This window comes from Amycolatopsis albidoflavus (assembly GCF_039525725.1).
Lineage (GTDB): Bacteria > Actinomycetota > Actinomycetes > Mycobacteriales > Pseudonocardiaceae > Amycolatopsis > Amycolatopsis albidoflava.
In genome coordinates this window covers 553,989-575,076 of record NZ_BAAAHV010000022.1, presented here as the reverse complement: position 1 = coordinate 575,076, position 21,088 = coordinate 553,989, and the positions used below count along the sequence as shown (strand labels likewise).

Below are 21,088 nucleotides of genomic sequence, written 5' to 3'. Positions count from 1 at the left end.
GCGGAGACGATGAACCGACAGCTGCTCGTGGTCGGCGGCGACCGGCCGGGTGCGTTCGGAACCATCGGCGCGGCGCTGGCGCAGGCGCAGCCGGGGGCGACGATCAGTGTCCACCCGGGACGGTACGAGGAAAACCTCGTGGTGGACCGGATGGTGTCGCTGGTGGCCGAACAGGGGGCGGGCACCGTGGAAATCGTGGCGGGCACCGGAAGCGTGCTCGTCGCGAACGCCGAAGCGGTGCAGTTGAGCGGATTCGTCCTGACCGGCACCGACGACCAACTGGTCACTGTGGACGTTGTCCGCGGCGAGGCGGCACTGGACGGCTGCCGGCTGTCCGGGAATTCGTGGGCGACTTTGCTGGCCCGGCTGGAAGGCTCGCTCGCGCTGCGGGGCTGCACGGTGACCAGCACCGGCGGCGCCGGGGTCGTGATCGCCTCGCCGGCGCAATCGGCCATTGAGGACACCGAGATCGTGGACGCCGCGTCGTCCGGCGTGGTCGTGGCCGAGACCGGTTCGGTGCTGCTGCGCCGATGCGCGGTGCGCGGCGCGGCGGGCAACGGGGTGTGCGTCAACGGCGAAGCGGTCGCGATTGTCGAGCAATGCGAGATCGTCGGGGCGCAGAAACCGGCGATGGTGGTGGAACAGCAGGGGCGCGCGACGATCACCGGGCTGACCGTGCGGGACAGCGCGAACGTCGACCTCTACGTGACGAGCAAGGGCCGGGTTTCCGTTGCGTCGTCGCAATTCCGGTCGGCACCGATGCAGGCCGCGCACATCGCCGCGTCCGCCGAGCCACTGCTGCGCGAGTGCGTGTTCGCCGGGGCTGGCACGAACGCGGTGCAGGCCACCGGAACCGCCGCACCGCAGTTCGTGGACTGTACCTTCGAGGGTTCCCCGGTGACGATCCTGGTCGACGATCAGGCGCGGCCGCGGTTCGAGCGCGCGACCGTTCGGGGGTCGACGCACACCGCGATGTCGGTCAGCGCGGATGCTGCCGTCACCGTCGGCGGGCTGCGGATGACGCCGGACAGCGGGGTCGGGATCGTCCTCTCCGGACAGTCCACCTTGGACCTTGCCGATGCCTCCATCGACACTGGGCGGGAAGCCGGGGTGCAGGTCACCGAGGACGCCCGCCTGACCGCGACCGACATCCGGGTCGATTCGACGGCGGACAAGGCGGTCTCGTTCGCCGGCGGCGCGCCGTCCTCGGCGAAGTCGGTCCAGGTGCGCGGCGGCGGCCTGCATGTTTCCGGCACCGCGGAAATCTCCTTGCAGGACTGCGAGATCATCGACTCCACAGTGGACGGAATCACCGTCGCCGCGGGTTCAACGCTCACCGCTTCCCGCTGCCGGGTACGCAACGCGCGAGGCAACGGCGTGTACGTCGGAGCCCAGGCGTCGTTCACCGAATGCGAAATCCTCAGCGCGGGCGAGGACGGCTTCCACGTGGAAACCGCCGAGCCGGTCAGCATCCGCGATTGCGTGGTCAACGACGTCTCCGGCGAACTCGTGAGCGGCGAGCACGCGGACGTCGACAACCTGCTCACCGATTCCGCCCGGCCGCTCGAAGTGCTCGTTGGCCCGCCCGGTGACGTCGCAGCCGAGCAGACCGTGAGCGAGGCCGCCGGAGAGGTGCTCGAAGGTCCGCTGGGCGATCTGGAGGCGCTGGTCGGGCTGGCCGGGGTGAAGAAGGAGGTCACCGGCCTGATCAACCTGATCAAGATGTCCCAGATGCGCGAGCGGATGGGCCTGCCGATGCCGCCGATGTCGCGGCACCTGGTGTTCGCGGGCCCGCCCGGCACCGGCAAGACGACCGTCGCCCGGCTGTACGGCACGGTGCTCGCCGAACTGGGCATCCTGTCGAAGGGGCACATGATCGAGGTGGCCCGCCAGGACCTGGTCGGCCAGTACATCGGGTCCACCGCGATCAAGACCACCGAGGTCGTGGAGAAGGCCGTCGGCGGGGTGCTGTTCATCGACGAGGCGTACACGCTGAGCGCGCCGACCGGCGGTTCCGGCCCGGATTTCGGGCAGGAAGCCATCGACGCGCTGATGAAGATCATGGAGGACCAGCGCGATTCGCTGGTGGTGATCGTCGCGGGCTATTCCGAGCAGATGGAGCAGTTCCTGCAGTCGAACCCCGGCCTCGCCTCGCGGTTCACCCGCACCATCGAATTCCCGAACTACAGCGTCGACGAACTGGTCACCATCACGACCGGCTTGACCCGCAAGCACTACTACGAAATGACCGACGACGCACTGGCCGCGCTGCGCGAATACTTCGAGCGGGTGCCGAAGAACTCGACGTTCGGCAATGGTCGTGTCGCGCGGAAGCTGTTCGAGGCGATGGTGAACAACCAGGCGTCGCGGCTGGCGTTGTATCCGCCGTCCAAAGACATCGAACTGAACCGCCTCACCGCCGACGACCTCCAGGCCGAGTTGACGCAACTGCCCTCCGCGGCGAAGTCCTCGGTTTCGGTGACCGCCGACCCCGCCGCCGCTGTCAAAACCAGCGCGGGCTGGAAGCGCCTCAGCGGGCTAGTCGGCCAGAAATCGGTACGAGAGAACGCCGAACGGCTTCTGCTCAAACTCGGCCGGCTCACCCACGAACGGCAACCGCTAGGCCATCAAGCAAACCTGGTGATCAGCGGCAAACGCGGCACCGGACGTTCCGAATACGCTCGGTTATACGCACAAATCCTCTCCGAGTTCGGCATGACTCCGACGGGGCAGGTGGTTCACCGCAACCTCGCCGAAGAGCTGTCGCCACAATGGCCGGGCCAAGCCGAGCACCTGGTCCGAGCCGCAGTGGACGACGCTTCCGGCGGCACCCTGGTCGTCGACTTGGACGGCGACTGGGACACCTCGCCGCACACCCCCGGCATCGAAGCCCTGGAAGCACTGTCCGAAATGGTCTCCCGACGCCCCGCCGATCCTGTTGTGGTGTTCACCGGCGAAAGCGACCGCGTCGGCGAACTGCTCGCCCAACTGCCCACCCTGCGCGACGCCTTCCCGTACGGCTGGCAACTCGGCGAGTACACAGTGGACGAACTCGCCGAAATCGCCGTACGCCTCCTGATCCGACGAGGCCACGAGGTCCCCGACGACGTCCGCGACGCACTCGCCCACGAACTCTCCGCCGCGTCCGACCACACCGCGCACGCCGCCCACGAACTGGCCCGCACGCTCTCGGCAGCCGCCGCGTCGCGCACCCTCGCCGCCGCCGACCTGCGCGGCATCCGCCCGCCCGACACCGGCGCCATGGCCCTCGGGCCCGGTCTGGCCTCGGTCGGCTGACCCACCGGGAGGAACCGATGAGTTCGCAACACGAACAGATGCTCGAAGACGCGATGGCCGCCTACCAGCACCAACGCGACCACTTCGACCAAGCCCGCCAGGACGTCGAAACCGCCACCAGCACCGTCACGTCCGCCCGCCGCGAGGTAACCGCGACCGTCGGCCGTACCGGTGAATTGACCGAACTTTCCTTCCCCACCAGCGCCTACAAACGCATGGCCCCTGCGGAGTTGGCTTCGGTGATCGTGCAAACCATCTCCGCCGCGCGGCAAAAGTCCGTCGCCGCGGCCGCGGAATTGATGGCCCCGATGCTGCCGCCGGGTATCTCCGCCCAGGACCTGATGAGCGGAAAAGTGGACGTAAACGCCCTGTTCTCGGCGCGGGTGCCGGGATTCGACGAAGGGAATCTGCCGTGACAGACCAGTTTTTCGTCGACGCCGACGGACTAGACGGCGGCCGCGACGGCTTCGACGGCAAGAGCGCCGAACTGCGCACGCTGGCCCAGCTGGTGCAAAGCCTGGCGAACCCCGGCCGGATCGAGGACGCGGCCGGAAACGACAAGAACGGCAACGAATTCTCGAAGACGCACATCCAGTCGGCGGCCGAGATCTACAACGGAATCAACGCCTGGGCGCTGGCGGTGGAAGCGACCCGCGACGCGATCGGCGACATGGCGACGTCGTTCCGCGAGGCCGACCAGGGCGCGTACGACGGGTCGAATGCCCTGTTCAAGAACTTCACCGACCTGAACCACAAGGTCCGCAAAGCCGACCCCGGCGGCACCGAGGAACCTCCGACCGAGTACCGGCGCGGCGTGCGAATCCAAGGCAAACTGCTCGGCAAGGAAGCTGGCTGGACGCAGGCGAAGAGCGTGCGAGCGCGAATCCCTGACCGGGGCGAGGAACCGCTTCCGTGGAAGCCCGGCGAGGAACCTCAGCAGTTGAGGCGGCTGGCGGTTGAGCGTCCGGTTCAGGACAAGGTGGTGAACCGTCTGCAGCCGACTGTCTTCGTCCGCTCCGAAAAGCCAGTCCACGCGGTCGAGGACAAAATGGAGACGCCCGAAGGCGAGGTCACCACCCCGACGCAACCCTTGGAGCCCGCCGAGGCCTGGCTGCCCGCAGGTCGGGAACCAACGAAGTCGATCCCGACCGAGCCGCCAGTTTCCTGACTCTTTTTCGCCCTGTGTAAGGAGGTGACCCCGCGATGAGCCTCATGGTCGACCCCAGCCTGAACTGGGTGTTCTACATCATCGCGGGCGACGCCTGGCCGCAGGGCGACGAGGACAAAGCACGCGAACTGGCCGCCGAATGGGACCAGGTCGCGCAGCAAATTTCCGCCGCGGGCACCGGTTTCAGCCAACTGGCGGAGCAGGTCGTCTCCAACGTCGGTGGAGACGTAGCGACCAATTTCGCCGACTACGCCAACAAACTCAGCACCATGGGCGCCGGTTTCTCCTACCGAGCCCAGCAACAAGCCGCGGCCCTGCGCGAATACGCGCTGAACGTGGAAAACGCCAAATACGGCATCCTCATTTCGATCGCGGTAACCGCCGCGGACCTGATCTGGGCGATGACGAACCCGTTCACCGCCCCGCTGATCCCGGGAATCTGGGCAGCGGGCCGGACCGCGGTCATGCAGATCGAACGCTCCCTGATGTCGCGGTTGATGAGCCTGCTGTCGAGGGTCGCGCGCGAGGCCGCGCAGGAAGCCGCGGAAGAAGCGGCCGAGGAGATGCTGGCCGAATTCATCCAAATCGCGCAGGGCAATCGGGATGGCTTCGACTGGAAACAAATCGGCCAAAACGCAGCACTGGGCGCCATCGGCGGTGCCTTCGCCGCTGGTGCCCACAGTGGTCTCGGCAAGTGGGGCCACAACGTCTTCGGCGCAGCCGGCGTGGAAGCGGCCACCGAGGTGGTAGTCGGCCTGGCAGGCGCCGGGCTCTTCGGCGGAGACCTGGACAGCCTCGGCTGGGGAGCCCTCAACGGCGGCCTGAGCGGCGCCGCCACCCACGGCGCGCACCACGCCGGACAAAACCTGCACGACAAACTCAACGGCGGCAAGGACGGTGGGGGCCAAGGCAAGGGCCCGAACGACCCCGGCGGGGGCGAGGGGACGGGGAATATCAAGGTAGGGCCAGTGAACGGCCCCACTCCGCCTGGCTCCGACGGCGCCGGCAGCTCCAGGGGTCCTGGGGGTCCGGGCGGCTCCGGTAACTCCAGCGGGCCTGGCAGCTCCGGCGGCCCCGGCGGCTCCGGTAACTCCAGCGGTCCCGGCGGCTCCAGCGGCCCCGGCAGCTCCAGCGGCCCCGGCAGCTCGGGCGACTCCGCTGGCCCCAGCGGCCCCGGCAGCTCCAGCGGCCCCGGCAGCTCGGGCGACTCCGCTGGCCCCAGCGGCCCCGGCAGCTCCAGCGGCCCCGGCAGCTCGGGCGACTCCGCTGGCCCCAGCGGACCTGGCAACTCCGGCGGCGTTGGCCAGAGTGGTTCGAACGGCTCCGGCGGTTCCAGCAACAACGCGCCCCACGGCGAAGGCCAGAACAACGCCCACTCGCCCGACACCAACTCCACCACCGCGACGAATCAACCTCCGGCGAGCAACTCCACCGGCAGCAACCAGGTACCGCCGAACAACTCCACAGGCAGCCACCAGACACCGCAGAGCAGCGCCACCTCAACGGGCAACCCCAACTCGCCCGGCAGCCCGAACTCCACAAACGACGGCGCCTCCAACGGAAGCCCCCGCTCCGCCAGCAACTCCCCTTCAACCAGCGGCCCCAACTCCGCTACCAGCCCGAACTCCGCGAGCGGCCAGAACTCGACCAGTGGCCCCACCCCTTCAGACGCCACCAACTCCGCTAACGGCTCGCACTCGACGAGCGACGGCAGTTCAACCGGCAACCCAAACCCCGCGGGCAGCCCACCTTCGACGAACAACTCAAACTCCCCCAGCGACTCGACCGGCAACGCGAACTCGCCAGTCCCGGGCTCGACCGCCAACTCGACTTCGACGAGCAACCCCAGCTCGGCCAACCACCCGGACTCGGCAACCAGCCCCAACTCCCCGATCAGCTCGCACTCGACCGGCAACGCCACCTCCCCAAGCCCGGGCTCGACCGGCAGCCCAGACCCGGCGAACGGTTCCCACTCCGCGAACACCCCCAGCGGCAACGACTCGACCCACGTCTCCAACCCCGCTGGCAACACCCCCGAAAACGGTTCGGCTAGCAATCCCAACCAGAGCCCCCACGCTCCCGGCAGCAACGCCAACCCCGCTGGCAACACCGATTCGTCCGGAAACTCCAACCACAGCACCGCCGTCACCAGCTCGAACCCGCCCGGAGCCAGCCCCAACACCGAGAACCAGAACGGCACCAGCCCGAGCGGCAACCAAAACTCCAACACCCCAGCCGCCACCCCGAGCCCGAGCAGCAACCAGAGTTCCGGCCCCGGCACGACGACCGGCAATCAGGGCACTAACCCGAACTCGAACCCCAACTCCGGCGCCACCACCCAGCCGGGCGCGAACATCAACCCCGGCCCCAACCCGGCCGCTCCCGTCAACCAGGACGGAAGCGGTACCGAACACCACGCGGCCCCGCCCCCGTCCACATCGGACTCGGTCCGAACCGGCACACCCACTCCGCCACCGGATACCGCCGGTGCCCGAGACGCGACCCCGCAACCGTCAACGCAGGGCTCCATCGAAGCCGGAAACCCCACCGACTCCATCGGCACGACCGGCCACACCCCTTCCCCCGTCGGCCATCACCCCTCCGCTCCACCCACGGCCAACGGCAACCCCGCACCGCAGCACGACCCCGGTCTCCCCGGCTTCGGCGGAAACCGGAGCGCGGACCCCGCCCCGCACTCTGCCGTCGACCCCAGCCAGGCGAACCACTCCTCGAACCCGACGGCTCACCCCGGTCTAGAGACCGCTCCGCCCACCCACGCCAACCCGAACCCGGCGACGAACGTCAACGTCAGTTCGAACCCGTCGTCCGACCCGAAAGTCACCGCCGCTCCTAGCCCGGCCGCCAACCACGCCTCGGGCACAAACTCGTCCCCCGACTCTGTCCGCACCCCGAACCCCACGCCAGGTTCGACCAGCGTCAGGCCCAGCCCGAACCACTCCGCCAACCCCGCTTCCACCGCGGAGCCCAAGCCGGTCTCGCCGCCGACGTCGGCCAGCGTCAAGGGCATCGGCTCGACCCCGAGCCCCGCTCCGAAGGACACCGTCGACGGCCCGAGTCCCACACCGGTCACGAACCCCTCGAACTCACCCGATCCGAGCACCATTCGGATCACCACTGCCAATCCCAGTCAGACGACTGCGAGTCCAAATCAATCCGCCAGCCCGACTCCCGACACTGCTCCGAGCCCGGACCGGTCTGCCAAACCGACTCCCCCGGCCAACCCAAGTCCTGCCCCGTCACCGGCGCCGAACCCCGGTCGAAGCACGGGCCCCTCCGCTGACATCAGCACGAAGCCCGCCCCTGCCGCGGAGCCGACCTCAGACGACACCACTGCCAAACCATCCGGAAACGGGTCAACTCCATCCCCCGCTCCGGCGAAGCCGATCAGCACCAAGCCCACCCCTGTCCCGCACTCCCGCGACACCCCGGTCACCGCGCCCGCAAAGCCGAATCCCTCAGGCCGTAACCTCCACACGCCCGTCGCGGCGGCCAAGAAACCAACCTCCGCGACGAACCCGCCGCACCGCGACCGCCACGCGCCAGTTGCCGCACCCAAAGAACCAACGCCAAACCCCTCAAACCACAACCCCCACACGCCGGCCGCCGCACCCAAAAAACCAACGCCAAACCCCTCAGACCGCAACCCCCACACGTCAGTCGCGGCAACCAAAAACCCAACACCAAGCCCCTCAGACCGCAACCTCCATACCCCAGTCGCCGCACCCAAAAAGCCGACCACCACGCCAAGCTCCGAGCGCCGCAACCTCCACACCCCCGTCGCGGCACCGAAAAAACCGACCCCCGCCACCGGCCCTGGGCCGAACGTCGGCAAGCAGCCCCCGGTCACCGGTGGCAAAGGCGACTTCGCTCAGCACCACAAGAACTTCAAGTTCACCGTCGTGCACGAAACCGGCATCATCGGCGACCTCGGCGCCCGCAACGAGGGCAACCGGAACAGCATCGGCGTCGTGGCCACCGTCGCCGCGACTCCGGACGACAATCTCCATGCCCTCGCGGAGAAGTATTCCACCGGGTTCACCGGAAACTCCGCAGATGGACGTTTCGGCCTCGTCATCGGCATCAACGGAACACCAGGCTCAGAACAAGCCATCAATCACAAGATCCAGCACTTCCAGAATACCTGGGACAACCGCTTTCCGGTAGCGATAATCGGGTTCACCTGGAAACACCCGAGCAACCCGGTCATCGACCAGAAGACCATCCCCTACGGCGGCATCCGCGAAACGATCGCCCGCAACCCGGTCACCGAGAAGCTCGCCGAGCAGATCCGCGAAGCCGGTGGCAACAACGAGGTCTACCTGCACACCGGCGACGCCGACGTCCATTCCCTCAACACTCGCACGGGGCCGCTGTTCGACGCGGTCAACACTGCGGTCCAGCAGAATCCCGAGGGGCCACCGGAGGTGATCAGCGGCGGTTATCACGTCCGGCCCGAGGACGGGGACCTCGCGCAGCGCGCGGCGCAGTTGGATCTTGATGTTCGGCAGGCGCTGGCCGGAGTCGACTCGCGGACGGTCTATTTTCCGGAGCCGAATACCTTCGTGCGAATGCCGGGAAACAAGCTCGAGAACGACGTCACCTTCGGCATCAAGAACCCCAACACCGGCAGCTTCGATTACGGAGCCAAAGAAGGACGAGGTATCGTCGATTCGGTTCTGTCGCAACGCAATCCGGGCTGGCAATACAGCGACCATCCGGCGGCGATCGCGAAATTCTCCTCCGATCTCGCCATTCAGACCGACGGCCAGCGCATCGCGGGCAAGGTCGGCACCGATCCGAACGGGATCACCGCGCTGGCCCAGAGTCATGCCAACGAGACCAGGTGGTCCGACCAGATCGGCCATTATCTCGGCAATCACACGACTCTCGACCCCAATCTGGCCAAGATCGCCGCGAAGGCCGCGTTCCACGGGATCACGCCGAATGGTGCCACGCCCACCAGGCCGGAGGTGTTTTCGGAGGTTGTCGCGAATCTGCCCAAGAACGAGCGCACCTCGCTGGTGAAGGGCATGAAAGAGAACGTCGAGGACGGCAAGAAGCTTGCCGATCTCACGCTTGCGACGCGTCAAGCCCTAGTCGACAATCTCAGCGGAAACCGTTCGGCGAATACGCAGACTCCGGCTGCGGCACCGAAAAACAGCGGGCAGGCAAAGGAAGCGCCGAAGCCGAACCCCAAGACCCTGCCGGGGCCGAAGGACTGGAAAGGGCGGCGCGACACCGCGCCGGTCGCGAGGTTCTCTTCGGAGCGGTTCGATCCGATCAAGAAGATCGCCGAGCAGTTCACCGGAAACCGCGCGGGGCTCCGGGGCGGGCAGCTCGCTGGCGCGATGGCGCACATCCGGTTCGACGTGCGGCGATTCGAGATCGCGCCGGGGCAGTGGGTGCGCGAGCACACCATTCCGATCGACCTGACCTCGCATTCGGGATCAGTGTCGCCTGAGCAGCGAGAACAATTCATTCAGGAACTGCGGGACCACCTCGAAGAATGGGTCAACCAGTCCTCCCGGCTGCCCGGCGGCGACCAGCTGCACGTCCGCCTCGACGTCCGGGTCGCCGACGACCTCCATCCGGACGACACCAGCTGGCAGGCCGACCCCCGCCGCCGGATCCCGGTGAACCTGCACGATTCCACTGTGGACCCGAACACCCCGGAGACGAACCAGCTCAACTGGGACGTGCACGATTCAGCGTTCGGCGTCACGCATGAGCTGATGCATTTCCTCGGCCTCAGCGACGGCTACAAGAACGACGAAATGCTCTTCAACCGCGGCGACCAGCCTGGCGTGATGGGGCCGGACGCATGGCACGATTCACGGCTCAACCAGGGCAATCTCGACCAGCTCGAAGCCGTCTCGAACACCGCGAACATCCGCGACCATCACCTCGGCGACGCCCCCGCGCCGAACCCGCAGCCGCACCCGGAGGACCACCGCGCACAGCCCGAGCCGGACGGCAAGCCGAGCCTTCACACACCGATCAAAGCCCCCAACTCGAGCCAGACAACGCAGCAGGACGACGCCGTGCTGGTCGCGGACGAGCAAACCGAGGAACCACCGGACACTCGTCCCCTCGCGGATCGGTTGCCCGAGTTCGTCCGCGCCGGCAAGGCGCTCGGTTCGGTGGTCCCGGTCGACGTCCGCGGCGCGAAGGACGTCGGCACGAGCATCGAAAATCTGATCCACCGCCTGAACCCGAACCAGCAGAACCCGTCGCGGGCGCACGGAATCGACGCGATCACCGATTCTCTCTCGGGCCCCGAGTTCGAGTCCTTTATGGGCGATGGCCGCAAGTCGATGGTCCGCGTCGGCGAGAAGTGGTACGAGGTGCACGTCACCGCCGAACCAGACTTCAGCGCGGTCGACGCCGACCAGATCACGAAACTGCCGCAGCCGACCATCGGCGACGTCAAGAACGAGGTCAAGACCACCCACGCGAGCCCGAACACCGACACCACCGCGAAAGTTGTCGGCAGCTCGTACTTCGCGATGTTCCCGGCCGGCCCGTACGCGTCCGTCGGCGGTACCGCGCAGCTCGCCAGCCCGTCCGCGGAGCACACCGGCACCACGACCGGCACCGAGCAGCGCGTGATCCGCACCGCGGGCGACATGCAACGCGCCGATGCCCCGGTAACCTACCGGATCACAGTAAGCAACGAAACCGGCGGACTGGTCGGTTCCACTGTGGACGGACACGTTGGACTGGTTCTCTCCACTGATCTGGCCAACCTGAAACAGGAGCCGACTCTCGGGCCGGCGGAGCCGAAACCGGACTGGGCCAAGAAGATCGAATTCCTCTCGCCGGAGGCGGTCGATTTCGACGAGAACGCCCTCTTCGATCAGGTAAGCAAGAACCTGCACCCCTCGGTGACGAAATTCGGTGCCCCGGGCCGCACCTCGCTGCGCGAGTTCCTCAGCCGCGGCGGGGTGCGCAGCATGCTCGGCACCGCGATGCAGGGCAATCCGGTGGTGTCGAACGACCTGCTCAGCCCGCACGGCGCCCACCGCGAAGCCGTGCAGCTGGCGGCGCGGCCCACGAACGTCGAATACCTCGGCACGATTCCCGGCGACAGCGAACTGCGGTTCAACGATTCCTCGGTGAACGGCGGAAGCACGACCGTCTCCTCCAAATACGGCGGAGAGGTCAACGCGATCTTCGGCGGCGGGTCCTATGTGCCCGGTACGGTCGGCGGCGTTGGCGGGGTCAGCGGCAGCTATTCCCGGAAGGTCAACCAACAGTCCACCAGCGGAACCAGTTTCACCAACAAGTCCACAGTGAACGCGAAGGGCGACATCGGCCTGTACAAGGTCACTGTCGACCTCGACGTCACCACCTCGAACGGCGAGAAGACCACCGTACAGGCCACGTCGTACACGCGGATGGGCTTGCCCGAGGCAAAAGCCCAGGGACTACCGGTTCCGAAGAACACCCCGGCGAAATTCAAGGACGTCGGCCCCCGCTACGAACCGCCGTATCTCGCGGCCGCCATGGCGGCCGGCACCGCCCGGCCCGGATCGTTCGAGCCCGCGACCCGCGTCCAGCCGCAGATCGAAAACGCGCTGCGGAATCTGCCCGGCGCGGACAAGTTCCTGCCGCGCTGGGACCAGCTCCAGAGCGACAAACAAGGCTCCAGCCGGGACATCGCCGACCGATTCGCGAACCTCCGCAAGATCACGTCGACGTTCTCGGTCGCCTCCCTCCGGGGCAAAATGGACAGTCTGTTCACGCAAGGCGTTTCAGCGCAACTGAAGCGGCGCGGGCTGTTCACCGACGAGTACATCAACGTCACAGTCAAGGCCAAGCCCGGGCCGGGCCGTCATCTCGGTCAAGCGGACGGCCGTTCGGTCAAGAACAGCAACGAAACGAGCCCGTCGCTGACCAGCGCGACCACCACTGAACGCGGCTGGTCGGTCGGCGTCGAAGGCCGGGTGATCATTCCCGGTGCGACGGCGGGCGCGAACCTCGGCATCAGCCCGACCGTCACTCCGTTGCAATACTCGGACAGCCGGACGTGGAAGAACTCCGGCGGCCCGACGGTGACCACGACGACCGGCAAGGGCGGCAGCCCGAATTCGCAGGTCTTCGAACACGACGTCGAGTTCGAGGTCGAGATCACCAGCTACACCCGCAACCGGCCGTGGGTGCGGCGGCTGACGCCCGGGTCTCCGTTCCGGGTCACGCCCAAGGTGTCCACTGTGGCCAAGACCGGCGATCCGGATCTGCCGCCGATCTCCGGCAAAGTCGATTTGTGGATCAACGACGGCACCGCGCTGACCAAGGATCCGTCCGCGTTCAAGCCGGGCAAACCGGGGGTCGTCTCGATGACCCCGAACGCAACCCCGAGCATCGACGACCTGCTGACCCAGCAACAGAACCAGACGACGCCGAAGTTCCTGCACGTGGAGGCGTTCGCCAACACCGAGGCGCTGCGGGACGAGGCGCTGCGCCAGCTCCAGCGCGCCGCCGGCGGCGACGCGGTGCTCGGTCTGCCCGGCAGCGAAGCACGTGCCCGCGTGGACCGGATGTTCTCGCCGGAGAACTTCCGCGGTCTCACACCGAAACTGCTGAAGCAGGGCGGGACCGCGAACGGATTCCGCTACGAACGCCGCGTAGCCGACCGGGTCGGCGGCCTGGGCATGGGCATCTCGCTGAGCAATCCGAAACTCGTCGCAGTGGCGGAAACCGGCGGCGGCGACCGGACGTACTCCGGCGGATCGAAGGCCAGTTACGAAGGGACACACAAACAATCCGTCGAGGCCAACGTCCAGCTTGGACTGACCGTGCGGCCGACCGGCACCGACACGCACGGCCAAGGGCAGCTCTTCGGTACCGCGAAGTGGAGCCCGTGGCAGCGCAGCTCCGGTTCGTCCCATGAGATCACCGCGAGCATCGACCACACCAACCGATCCTCTTCGGACAGTCGCACAGTGCTCGTCCAGTACGACAGCAAGGTCCGGCTGATCGCGGAAAGCCGCCAGGAAAGCTTGATCAACGGGCCGATTTCGCGAGCGGGCGCGGACGTCCATCTGCCGGGTTCGGTCTTCGTGGCGATGACCGAGGACGAGGCTCGCGCCGAAGGATTGCTGCCGCCGGTCGACCCGCGCACCCCGGCACCGGGCAAGCTCTCGGCTCCGCCGCTGGTCGGCGGCAAATCCAGCTCGCTCGGCTCGGCGGTGCTGGAAGACGCGCCCAACCTGTCGAAGCTGGTGCAGGACGCCCGGCAACAGCTCGGCAAGCTCGGCGACAAGCTGCTGCCGAAATCGGTGCTGGACGATTCGATGAACAACCTCCAGCGGACGCTCGACACCGCGTCTCCGGAAGCCGTAACGTCCCTTGTGGACGGTGCGCTGGACGGCGGCGTGTCCCTAGTGGCGCAAGACCCCGGCGTGCTCTGGACGGACAACTACCAGATGCTGCTCAAAGCGAAGATCCTCGACACGCAATTCCTCGACGTGAAGCACGACGGCAGCGAGGTCGACCACGTCGTCAATTCGACCGTGACGGACAAAGAGAATTCCGGCCACGGTTCGTCCTACGGCGGGCAGATCCGCGGTGCCGGCCGCGGCTTGTTCCAGGACAGCCAGCCCAAGGTCAGCGGCTACGACGGCGCGTACCTGGGAGCTTCCGGGACTCGCGCGAAGAGCGACCAGACCGTCGAGAACAAGGCCACGACCACGGCATTGACCTCGTCCTCGAGCGGACCGTCGGCGCGGTATCAACACCAGTTCCAGTTCGAATTGGTCGTCGCCAGGGACGGGCACACCTACCCGGTCGCTTCGCAAGAGGCGACCGTGACGTCCAGGTCGTCCGCAGACGACCAGAAGATCTCCGGCGACGAGCAGTACCACACCAAGCTGTACGGATCTCGAACTACCGAACTCAACGCCACCGAGTCCACTCCAGACCGTCTCGCAGCATGGCAGCAGGAAGGGTTCGGCCCTCTGCCGAAGTCTTCGACCGTCGAAGGCCTCCGTGGTGCTGCAGATGTCCGCGCTGGTGCCCTCCGCGCTTTGCGACTGGCCGGTGCGGGCAACGGTCTCACCGGACCTGGAACGGGCGCGCACAACACGCTCTCGTCTTCGATCACCAATGAGACGCTGCAAGCGCATCTCCCGAATATGGTCGGCAAGCTGTTCGCGACTCCGGATTTACATTCCTCCGCCGTGACCGGCAGCAGCCACGCCTCAGTGAAGGTGTACACCCGCGTGGCGAAACCGGATCTGGTCGGGCTCAGCGATTCAGTCAAATTGGAGCGTTCGGACCAATCCGGGTCCACGTTCACCGGAGAGGCCAAGGAAACGGTCACCGGCGAACAACAGGGCAATATCGGCACCGGCGGAATCACCGACCCGGGCCGGAACACGCATGCCTGGGGCGGGCTCGACGTCCGAGGTCCGGTCGGCCAGAGCGATCCGACGTCGAGCACCGCTGCCGCGCAGCGATCTGTCGTCGGCAAGGACAAGGGCCGGACCGGCCTGGTCGGACTGGACGTCGAGTACCGGATCGTCGCGACGGTCGACGGCAAGACCGCGGCGGTCGAGGTGCGAGTGCCGCAGTCTTCGCGGACGCGGATGAGCGAAACCGACCTCGAACAGTCACTCGGCCAGCCGTTGCCGGAAACGCTTGCTTCAGCGCAAGACACAGTGAAAAAAGCCGCAGAGGATTGGCGCACCGCGGAAGAGGAACTCGAAAAGGCGCAGCGAGACTTCGATGATGCGTGGCTGTCCGAGAACGACAATGTGCGCGCTACGACCGACGGTGCCCGCGGGCTGAACCTTCCAGCCGACGGCAATCCAGTACAGCAAATGCGGCAAGCGGTGCGGACCGCACAGAACGAGGCCCGTGACGTGGGCCAAGCACTGCGGGCCGGCAATGACGAAATCGCCCGGCTCAATGAACTCGACGAGCAGCTTCTTTCGCTGGCGCTCGGCGAGGAACCAGGTTCTGTCGCGCAAAGCGATCTGGTCGCGCGTGCCTGGGACACGCAGCGGCAGGCCCAGCAGATCCGGAACGAACAGGCCGAGCTGGTCCAGCAGCGGCAGGCGGCCCAGGATCGCGCCGCGGAAATCCTGGCCGTGCTGGACGAGTACCGCAACAATCACACCGACCACACCGCGCAGCAGGACGACGCGAACAACCGGATCCAGCAAGCCCGGGAGAAAGCCGACGAAGCGCTGCGGAAGTGGTGGCAGGCCAAGTCCGAAGTGGACAACCAGATCACCGCGCACGCTTGGCCGCGGCCGCCGGAGAACACCCCGGAACAGCACCGTGCGGGCACTGTCGAGGCGAACGACACAGTGTCCGGCCGGGACGCTGACACCGATCGACCGTACAGCTTCGACCCGGCCGAGATCCAGATCCGGACGATCAGCGACAGCACCGGCCGGGTTCGCGCGGTCTCGTTCCTCCCGGCGGACGAGCACACCGAAAGCGTCGAGCGAGAGTGGGTGGCCAACAACTCCAGGACAGTCAGCACGCTTCCGGAGGGTGCGACGCCGGACAAGTTCGACCCGCTTTTGAAGCAGGCCAACGCCGCCGGGACTACGCCGGACCTGTCCGGACGCCGGTTCGGCGAGTGGGCCGACCACACCGCGGCGCCGTGGGATGACGACTCTCTGTTCGTCTTCGCCCACGGCCGCGAGCAATCGGTCAAGGTGACCTTGCTGGGCGGCCGGACGGTGCGAGTCGACGGCGATACGTTCGCCCGGATCGTGGCGCAAGCCGCTCCGCTGGCCCAATCCCACTCGGTCACGCTCATCGCGTGCAGCACCGGCCAGACCGACGGCCCGGGCGGCCTCGCGCACGATTTCCAGCGCGCGCTCCGCGAACTCGGTGGACCGTCCACAGTGCACGCTCCGACCAAACCCGCGTTGTTCGGCCGGGATTCGGCCACGCTCGGCAAGGCGATCGGTGCGACGCAAGGTTTCACCGCAGTCACCGATGGCGGCCAGTTCCGCACCTTCGGCGATTCTCCGGCACAGTCCACAACAGACTCGGCACCGCGCGCCGAGGAGCACCATTACTCCGCACCTGAAGATCTAGTGACCCACCTGCGTCAGACCGCAGTCGACAACCCGCCGCCAGCGCCGCTGCTGGGACCGGATCTGTTCGGCCTGTACCGCGCCCCCGAACCGCCGGATTTCCTGCGTGGACACGACTTCCGCAATCTCACCGCCGGACAGGGCATCAGCTTCCTGGACCTGCTGGACCTCGCCAAGGGCTACCAGCTGAGCAGCGAGCACCTTGACCCCGCGCACCTGGAAGACAATCGCGAGTGGACCTTGGAGAAGGAACGCCCGGACGACCGGCTGGCCGCGTGGGCACCCGGCGACGTCGCACCTCTCGCCAAGACCACCTCGACCCCGCTGCTGATGCACGCCGTCTGGCTGGGCGGTCCGCTCAAGGACACCGGCACCATGCACACCTTCCGCCGGAATTTCGGCGACGCGGCGGACCGCCTCGGCGACGGAATCGTCCCGATCCTGTGGACGGACGTGCCGCGCTGGCGGACTGAATTAGCGCTGACCACCGTGGCCCCGGAGGAAGGCCCGGATCCGCTGCACGACGTCCGGGATCTGCTGCGCTGGGCTGCGGAACACCGAGTCCAACTGCTCAATGTGGACGAAGTGTTCACCAGCGAACATCCGATGCGGACACAAGAGTTCTACCTGTCCGAACTGGCCAAACAGACCGGCCCGGGGTTCGCGGCCGCGAGCGACATCCTGCGGCTCGAACTGATGCACCGGTTCGGCGGCCTCTACACCGACGGGGACAACGTCGTGCACGCACTGGACGACGTCGTCCGCGCCGCCGAGTCCGACGCCGGCTACGCGGTGCACCGGGTCGGCGGGAACATCGCGAACTCGGCGTTCACCATGTCGAAAGGACATCCGTTCGCCGCGTCCTATTTGGACCAGCTGCGCGAGAACTACGGGAAGACTCAAGCGAATCTGATGCCGCGCGAGGTCGACTCGCTCGGGCAAGGCTTCTTCGCGACGCCGATGGGCCGGGTGCACCGGCAGTCGGTGATGTACCGCTCAGGCCCGGTCGCGATGACCGAAACGGCCCGGCGGATCGGCCTGAACTCCGCGCTCGAACTGCCGGGCATGACGGAGATCCGGATGAACAGCGACCACAGCTGGCTCCTTCCGCCGCAAGGCGATCCGGCTCCGCTGTCGGACCGGCTCGAGACGCTGGAACTCACTCAGCGCGTGATCCAGACCCTGGTGCGCGGCCTGCACAACCGGGACGGCGACCTGCATCTGACCGCGGTCGAACCCGCAGTGCGGCGGCACGCCGATCCGGATCTGGTGTGGCAGGCGGCGTTGTCCTACATCGCGGCCGATCCGAAACTGTCGTCTCTCGTCCGCACAGTCACCGACCGCAGCAGCTACACCGGCGAGGTGCACGATGTCCCGCTGCCGCCGGCCGCCCGCGCGCTCCTGACCATCGACGACAGCCGCGTGCACTACCACCTCGGCGAGGTCCAGCGCGCCGCCACGATGCATGCCGCCGACGCCGTCCTGGTCGCGGATACCCCGCTGGAAAACCTGATCTCCCGTCTTCGTTCGACGGACGGCCCGGTCCCGCCGATCGAGGTCACCGGAACCGGGCCGGACGGCCGCGCGCACGCCACCGCCGCGGCTCGCGAACTCGCCGGGAACCTCGCCGATGCACTGGGCCCCGAGGTGCTGGACCGTGTCCCGGTGAAGATCCGAGTGTCCGAAGGGGACGGTCGCGTCAAGATCTCCCTCCCCACTGTCGAGATGTCGACTGGCACGCCACGGGTCTTCCGCGGCCTGGACGACGGCGCGGCAACCGCGACACCTCGGCCCTGGACGCACCGCGGCCGTACCATCGGAGTGCATTACGCACAGTCCGATGTGTCCGTCCCCAATGGACCGTCCATCTTGACCACCGACGCGACAGCCGTCCGAAACTTCACCGAGCAGTTGCGCACCGACGGCACCGACCGTCCAGCGGACGCGGTCACCGTCCGGCCGTCGGCTGCGGCACACCCGACCGCGGACTACTTGCTCAACGGAACCGCCGAAACGGACCTGCTGCTCCAAGAGCTGGTGCGAACCGCGACGCACCGCTGGTGGTTCCGCCCGACCCCGCCAACTGGGCCGATCGCGCTGAGCGACCGGGACGGCACCGCCAAACTGCTCGGCTGGGTCCTCGCGGAACTCGGCCGCGGCGAATCGGCGGCTTCGCTCACCGAGGACGTCGCCCGGCACGAACGGCCGGACCTGATCTGGACCGCCGCCCGCGAACTCGCCGCGCTCCAGGACGACCTCACCGAGCAGCACGCCGTCCTCCACCTGCACGGCGTGACCGACACGTTGCTGGGCAAGCCGGACGCCACCGAAGTCCTCTCCGACCTGGCCAAAGCGACCCGAGACGGCGCTGACGTCACCCGAATCGCCGAAGCTGTCGAGGTCCTGGAACGACACGGCACCCTGGACGCCGTCCTGAGCGCCCCCGGCGGCCGGGCCTTGCTGCTCGAAGAAATCGCCAGGATCAACGACCGTCCGAACCCCGACGGTTACGCCCGGGACCTGGCCACCGTCGTCCAGAAACTGACGGCGGAAGACCTGCCCGCGGACGCCTTCCGCACCGCACTGCGGAAGGCCCTCGACGGCCCGAGGACGCGGCCGACCCTGCACCGGCTGAGCGTCGTCGGCCTGGGCTGGCTGGACCGCTGGCACACGGCCGCCGCCATCCGCCGGTACCAGGCGGAGGAGCGCGCGGCGTCCGCTCGCCAGGCCGCTGAACTGGCCGAACTGGCGAACGGAGGTCCCGGCCATGAATGAGCCCAGGCCGGTAGATTCACCGGACAAGAAGGACAAGGAGGAGGTGCCGGCGATGCCCGAGGACCAGTGGGTGCTGCTGGTCGACCCGGCGTGGCAACCAGCGTCGACGGCCGACGGGGCCGAGGTCCCGAGCCCGCCGCCGCAGGCCGTGGTGGGCGGCTGGCTGGCGCGCGAGGACGGCTCGGTCAGCCGTTTCGAGCCCAACCCGTCCTACGAACCGGCGGCGGAGGACTCCCCGACCGACCCGCTGGACGCCGTGCTCCGCCTGACCGCCCGCGGCGAAGCCGACTTCGACCAACTGGCCGCAGTCTTCCGCGAATCGGCCTTCGCGGTGGCCGTGGACACCGGCGAATCCCCGCTCGTCGCGCCTTCGCCGGACAACATCCCGTGCCTGCTCGTGACGACCGCCCCGGCGCACCGCCGCCGAGTCCGCGCCGCCGGGTGGCGTCCGGCCGGACCCGCGGATCTGGTCCGGTTGCTGGACAGTTACGAGGACGTCGATCTGCTGCTCAACCCGGGCGCGCCGGGGTGCCTCCGGCTGCTGGCCGACAGCGTCCGGGAGATCACCGGCTGACCGGCACTGGCCAGCGGAGCCTCACAGCGGAACCGACCGGACCGGCGAGACGCCGGGCTGGCTGTCCACCGAAAGCCAATCATTCCGCGTCGCATGCAACGCCAGCTGAAACCGGTTCGCCGCCCCCGTCCTGGCCATCAGGTTCTCCAGGTACCGGAACATCGTCCGCCTGCTCACGCCGAGCACTCGGGCCACCTGGTCGTCCGTGAGCCCGGCGGCGAGCAGTGCGAGGAGCCGTCGTTCGCTGGGTCGGATCGCGGGGCCGGAGGTGTCGTCGGCGAGGCCCAGCGGCAGTGCGACCTGCCAGCACATGTCGAACAAGCCGGCCAGCGCGTCGAACAGGCCGCACGAGCGGATCAGCAACACCGTGCGGTCCGCGCCGGACAGGGCGGCGCAGTCGTCGACGATCAGGAGCTTCACCGGGACCTCGGGCAGGACCCGCGCCTCCTCGCCGCTTTTGCCGCAGGGCCGGATGTTCTCCGCGACGTACTCCGGCCGCTCCAGCGCGAGCCTGCCGTAGACGGCGCGGTAGCGGATGCCGCGGGCCAGGTTCTCCAACTCGATCTCGTTGGCGTCCGCGTCGGCGTAGTACGGCGGGGAGTCCAGTCCGCGGACCTCCGTGCGCGCCGATCGCTCCAGCTGCTGCACCCGTTCGGCCGCCGTGGTTCCGCTGACTACCTCGATCATCGGGTTGGCGTCGTCGCGGACCGAGTGTCTTCGGTATTGCTCGTACAGCCGGGTCATCGCCGCTCTCGCGCCGGCCAGTTCGGCTTCGCGTTGCCTGGTCAGCACCTCCAGCACCGGTTCCGGGCGCAGGGCGGACATCGGCGAACCGGGGCCGTCGACCGGGCCGGCCAGTCCGATTCCGGCCAGTACCGCCAGGACGCGGCGCACCTCGCCGGGGTCGCGGCCGGTGTCGCGCGCTAGCCGATCAGGCGGAACCGGTCCCGACGAAAGTAGGTCCAGATAGATTTCTGCTTCGTCCGCTTTCAGCCCGAGAGTCAGGAGATGGCCGATTGCTTCGGGAACCATTCGGAGGCACCTCCATCGGGCTGGCCGACACCATTGCGCCACTGGCACCAGCGCGTCACCGCCAGGGCTGAACGAACTGTAGACAACGGGGCACCGAATGGCCCGACGCCGTTCGCAGGAAATTCCCTGGGAGGGATCGTGTCCCGTTCAGCCCGAAGAATC

8 protein-coding genes and 1 pseudogene are annotated in these 21,088 nt (G+C 67.7%); 6 read left to right on the top strand and 3 right to left on the bottom strand.

The window, feature by feature from the left end; all coding sequences use genetic code 11:
* The first annotated feature begins 9 nt into the window (after positions 1 to 9).
* From ABD156_RS35800 to ABD156_RS47980, 4 genes and pseudogenes are all read left to right on the top strand, one after another.
* Positions 10 to 3,297 (top strand): right-handed parallel beta-helix repeat-containing protein, encoded by a 3,288-nt coding sequence (locus tag ABD156_RS35800; RefSeq protein ID WP_344284480.1) that lies wholly within the window; start codon positions 10 to 12, stop codon positions 3,295 to 3,297.
* Positions 3,298 to 3,314: 17 nt separating this feature from the next.
* Positions 3,315 to 3,713: a YbaB/EbfC family nucleoid-associated protein gene (locus tag ABD156_RS35795; RefSeq protein ID WP_344284478.1), complete on the top strand. Its 399-nt coding sequence runs from the start codon at positions 3,315 to 3,317 to the stop codon at positions 3,711 to 3,713.
* The gene (locus ABD156_RS35790; protein ID WP_344284476.1) at positions 3,710 to 4,465 is read left to right on the top strand and encodes a hypothetical protein; all 756 of its coding nucleotides are present in this window, start codon (positions 3,710 to 3,712) and stop codon (positions 4,463 to 4,465) included. The genes ABD156_RS35795 and ABD156_RS35790 overlap by 4 nt, the downstream gene beginning before the upstream one ends.
* 35 nt (positions 4,466 to 4,500) lie before the next feature.
* A pseudogene (locus ABD156_RS47980) lies at positions 4,501 to 4,875 on the top strand (WXG100-like domain-containing protein); the annotation flags it as partial.
* Positions 4,876 to 5,873: 998 nt separating this feature from the next.
* Here ABD156_RS47980 and ABD156_RS35785 read toward each other — a convergent pair.
* The gene (locus ABD156_RS35785; protein WP_344284473.1) at positions 5,874 to 6,725 is read right to left on the bottom strand and encodes a hypothetical protein; all 852 of its coding nucleotides are present in this window, start codon (positions 6,723 to 6,725) and stop codon (positions 5,874 to 5,876) included.
* Positions 6,726 to 7,208: 483 nt separating this feature from the next.
* Positions 7,209 to 7,589: a hypothetical protein gene (locus tag ABD156_RS35780; RefSeq protein ID WP_344284470.1), complete on the bottom strand. Its 381-nt coding sequence runs from the start codon at positions 7,587 to 7,589 to the stop codon at positions 7,209 to 7,211.
* A gap of 796 nt (positions 7,590 to 8,385) precedes the next feature.
* Between ABD156_RS35780 and ABD156_RS35775 the strand changes: the two genes are divergently transcribed.
* Positions 8,386 to 19,320, top strand: coding sequence for a TcdA/TcdB catalytic glycosyltransferase domain-containing protein (locus ABD156_RS35775; protein ID WP_344284467.1), 10,935 nt, complete (start codon positions 8,386 to 8,388; stop codon positions 19,318 to 19,320).
* Complete coding sequence (locus ABD156_RS35770; protein WP_344284464.1) at positions 19,313 to 19,894, top strand: type VII secretion system-associated protein; 582 nt, start codon at positions 19,313 to 19,315, stop codon at positions 19,892 to 19,894. The genes ABD156_RS35775 and ABD156_RS35770 overlap by 8 nt, the downstream gene beginning before the upstream one ends.
* Positions 19,895 to 19,915: 21 nt before the next feature.
* Here ABD156_RS35770 and ABD156_RS35765 read toward each other — a convergent pair whose 3' ends face one another.
* Positions 19,916 to 20,926 carry a helix-turn-helix domain-containing protein gene (locus ABD156_RS35765; protein WP_344284461.1) on the bottom strand — a complete coding sequence of 337 codons (1,011 nt, stop codon included), beginning with the start codon at positions 20,924 to 20,926 and terminating at the stop codon, positions 19,916 to 19,918.
* Positions 20,927 to 21,088 lie beyond the last annotated feature (162 nt).

Excerpts from the sequence above, each read along its gene's own strand:
- ABD156_RS35765 (WP_344284461.1), bottom strand. The coding sequence starts at position 20,926 with ATGGTTCCCGAAGCAATCGGCCATCTCCTGACTCTCGGGCTGAAAGCG.
- ABD156_RS35795 (WP_344284478.1), top strand. The coding sequence starts at position 3,315 with ATGAGTTCGCAACACGAACAGATGCTCGAAGACGCGATGGCCGCCTAC.
- ABD156_RS35780 (WP_344284470.1), bottom strand. The coding sequence starts at position 7,589 with ATGGTGCTCGGATCGGGTGAGTTCGAGGGGTTCGTGACCGGTGTGGGA.
- ABD156_RS35800 (WP_344284480.1), top strand. The coding sequence starts at position 10 with ATGAACCGACAGCTGCTCGTGGTCGGCGGCGACCGGCCGGGTGCGTTC.
- ABD156_RS35770 (WP_344284464.1), top strand. The coding sequence starts at position 19,313 with ATGAATGAGCCCAGGCCGGTAGATTCACCGGACAAGAAGGACAAGGAG.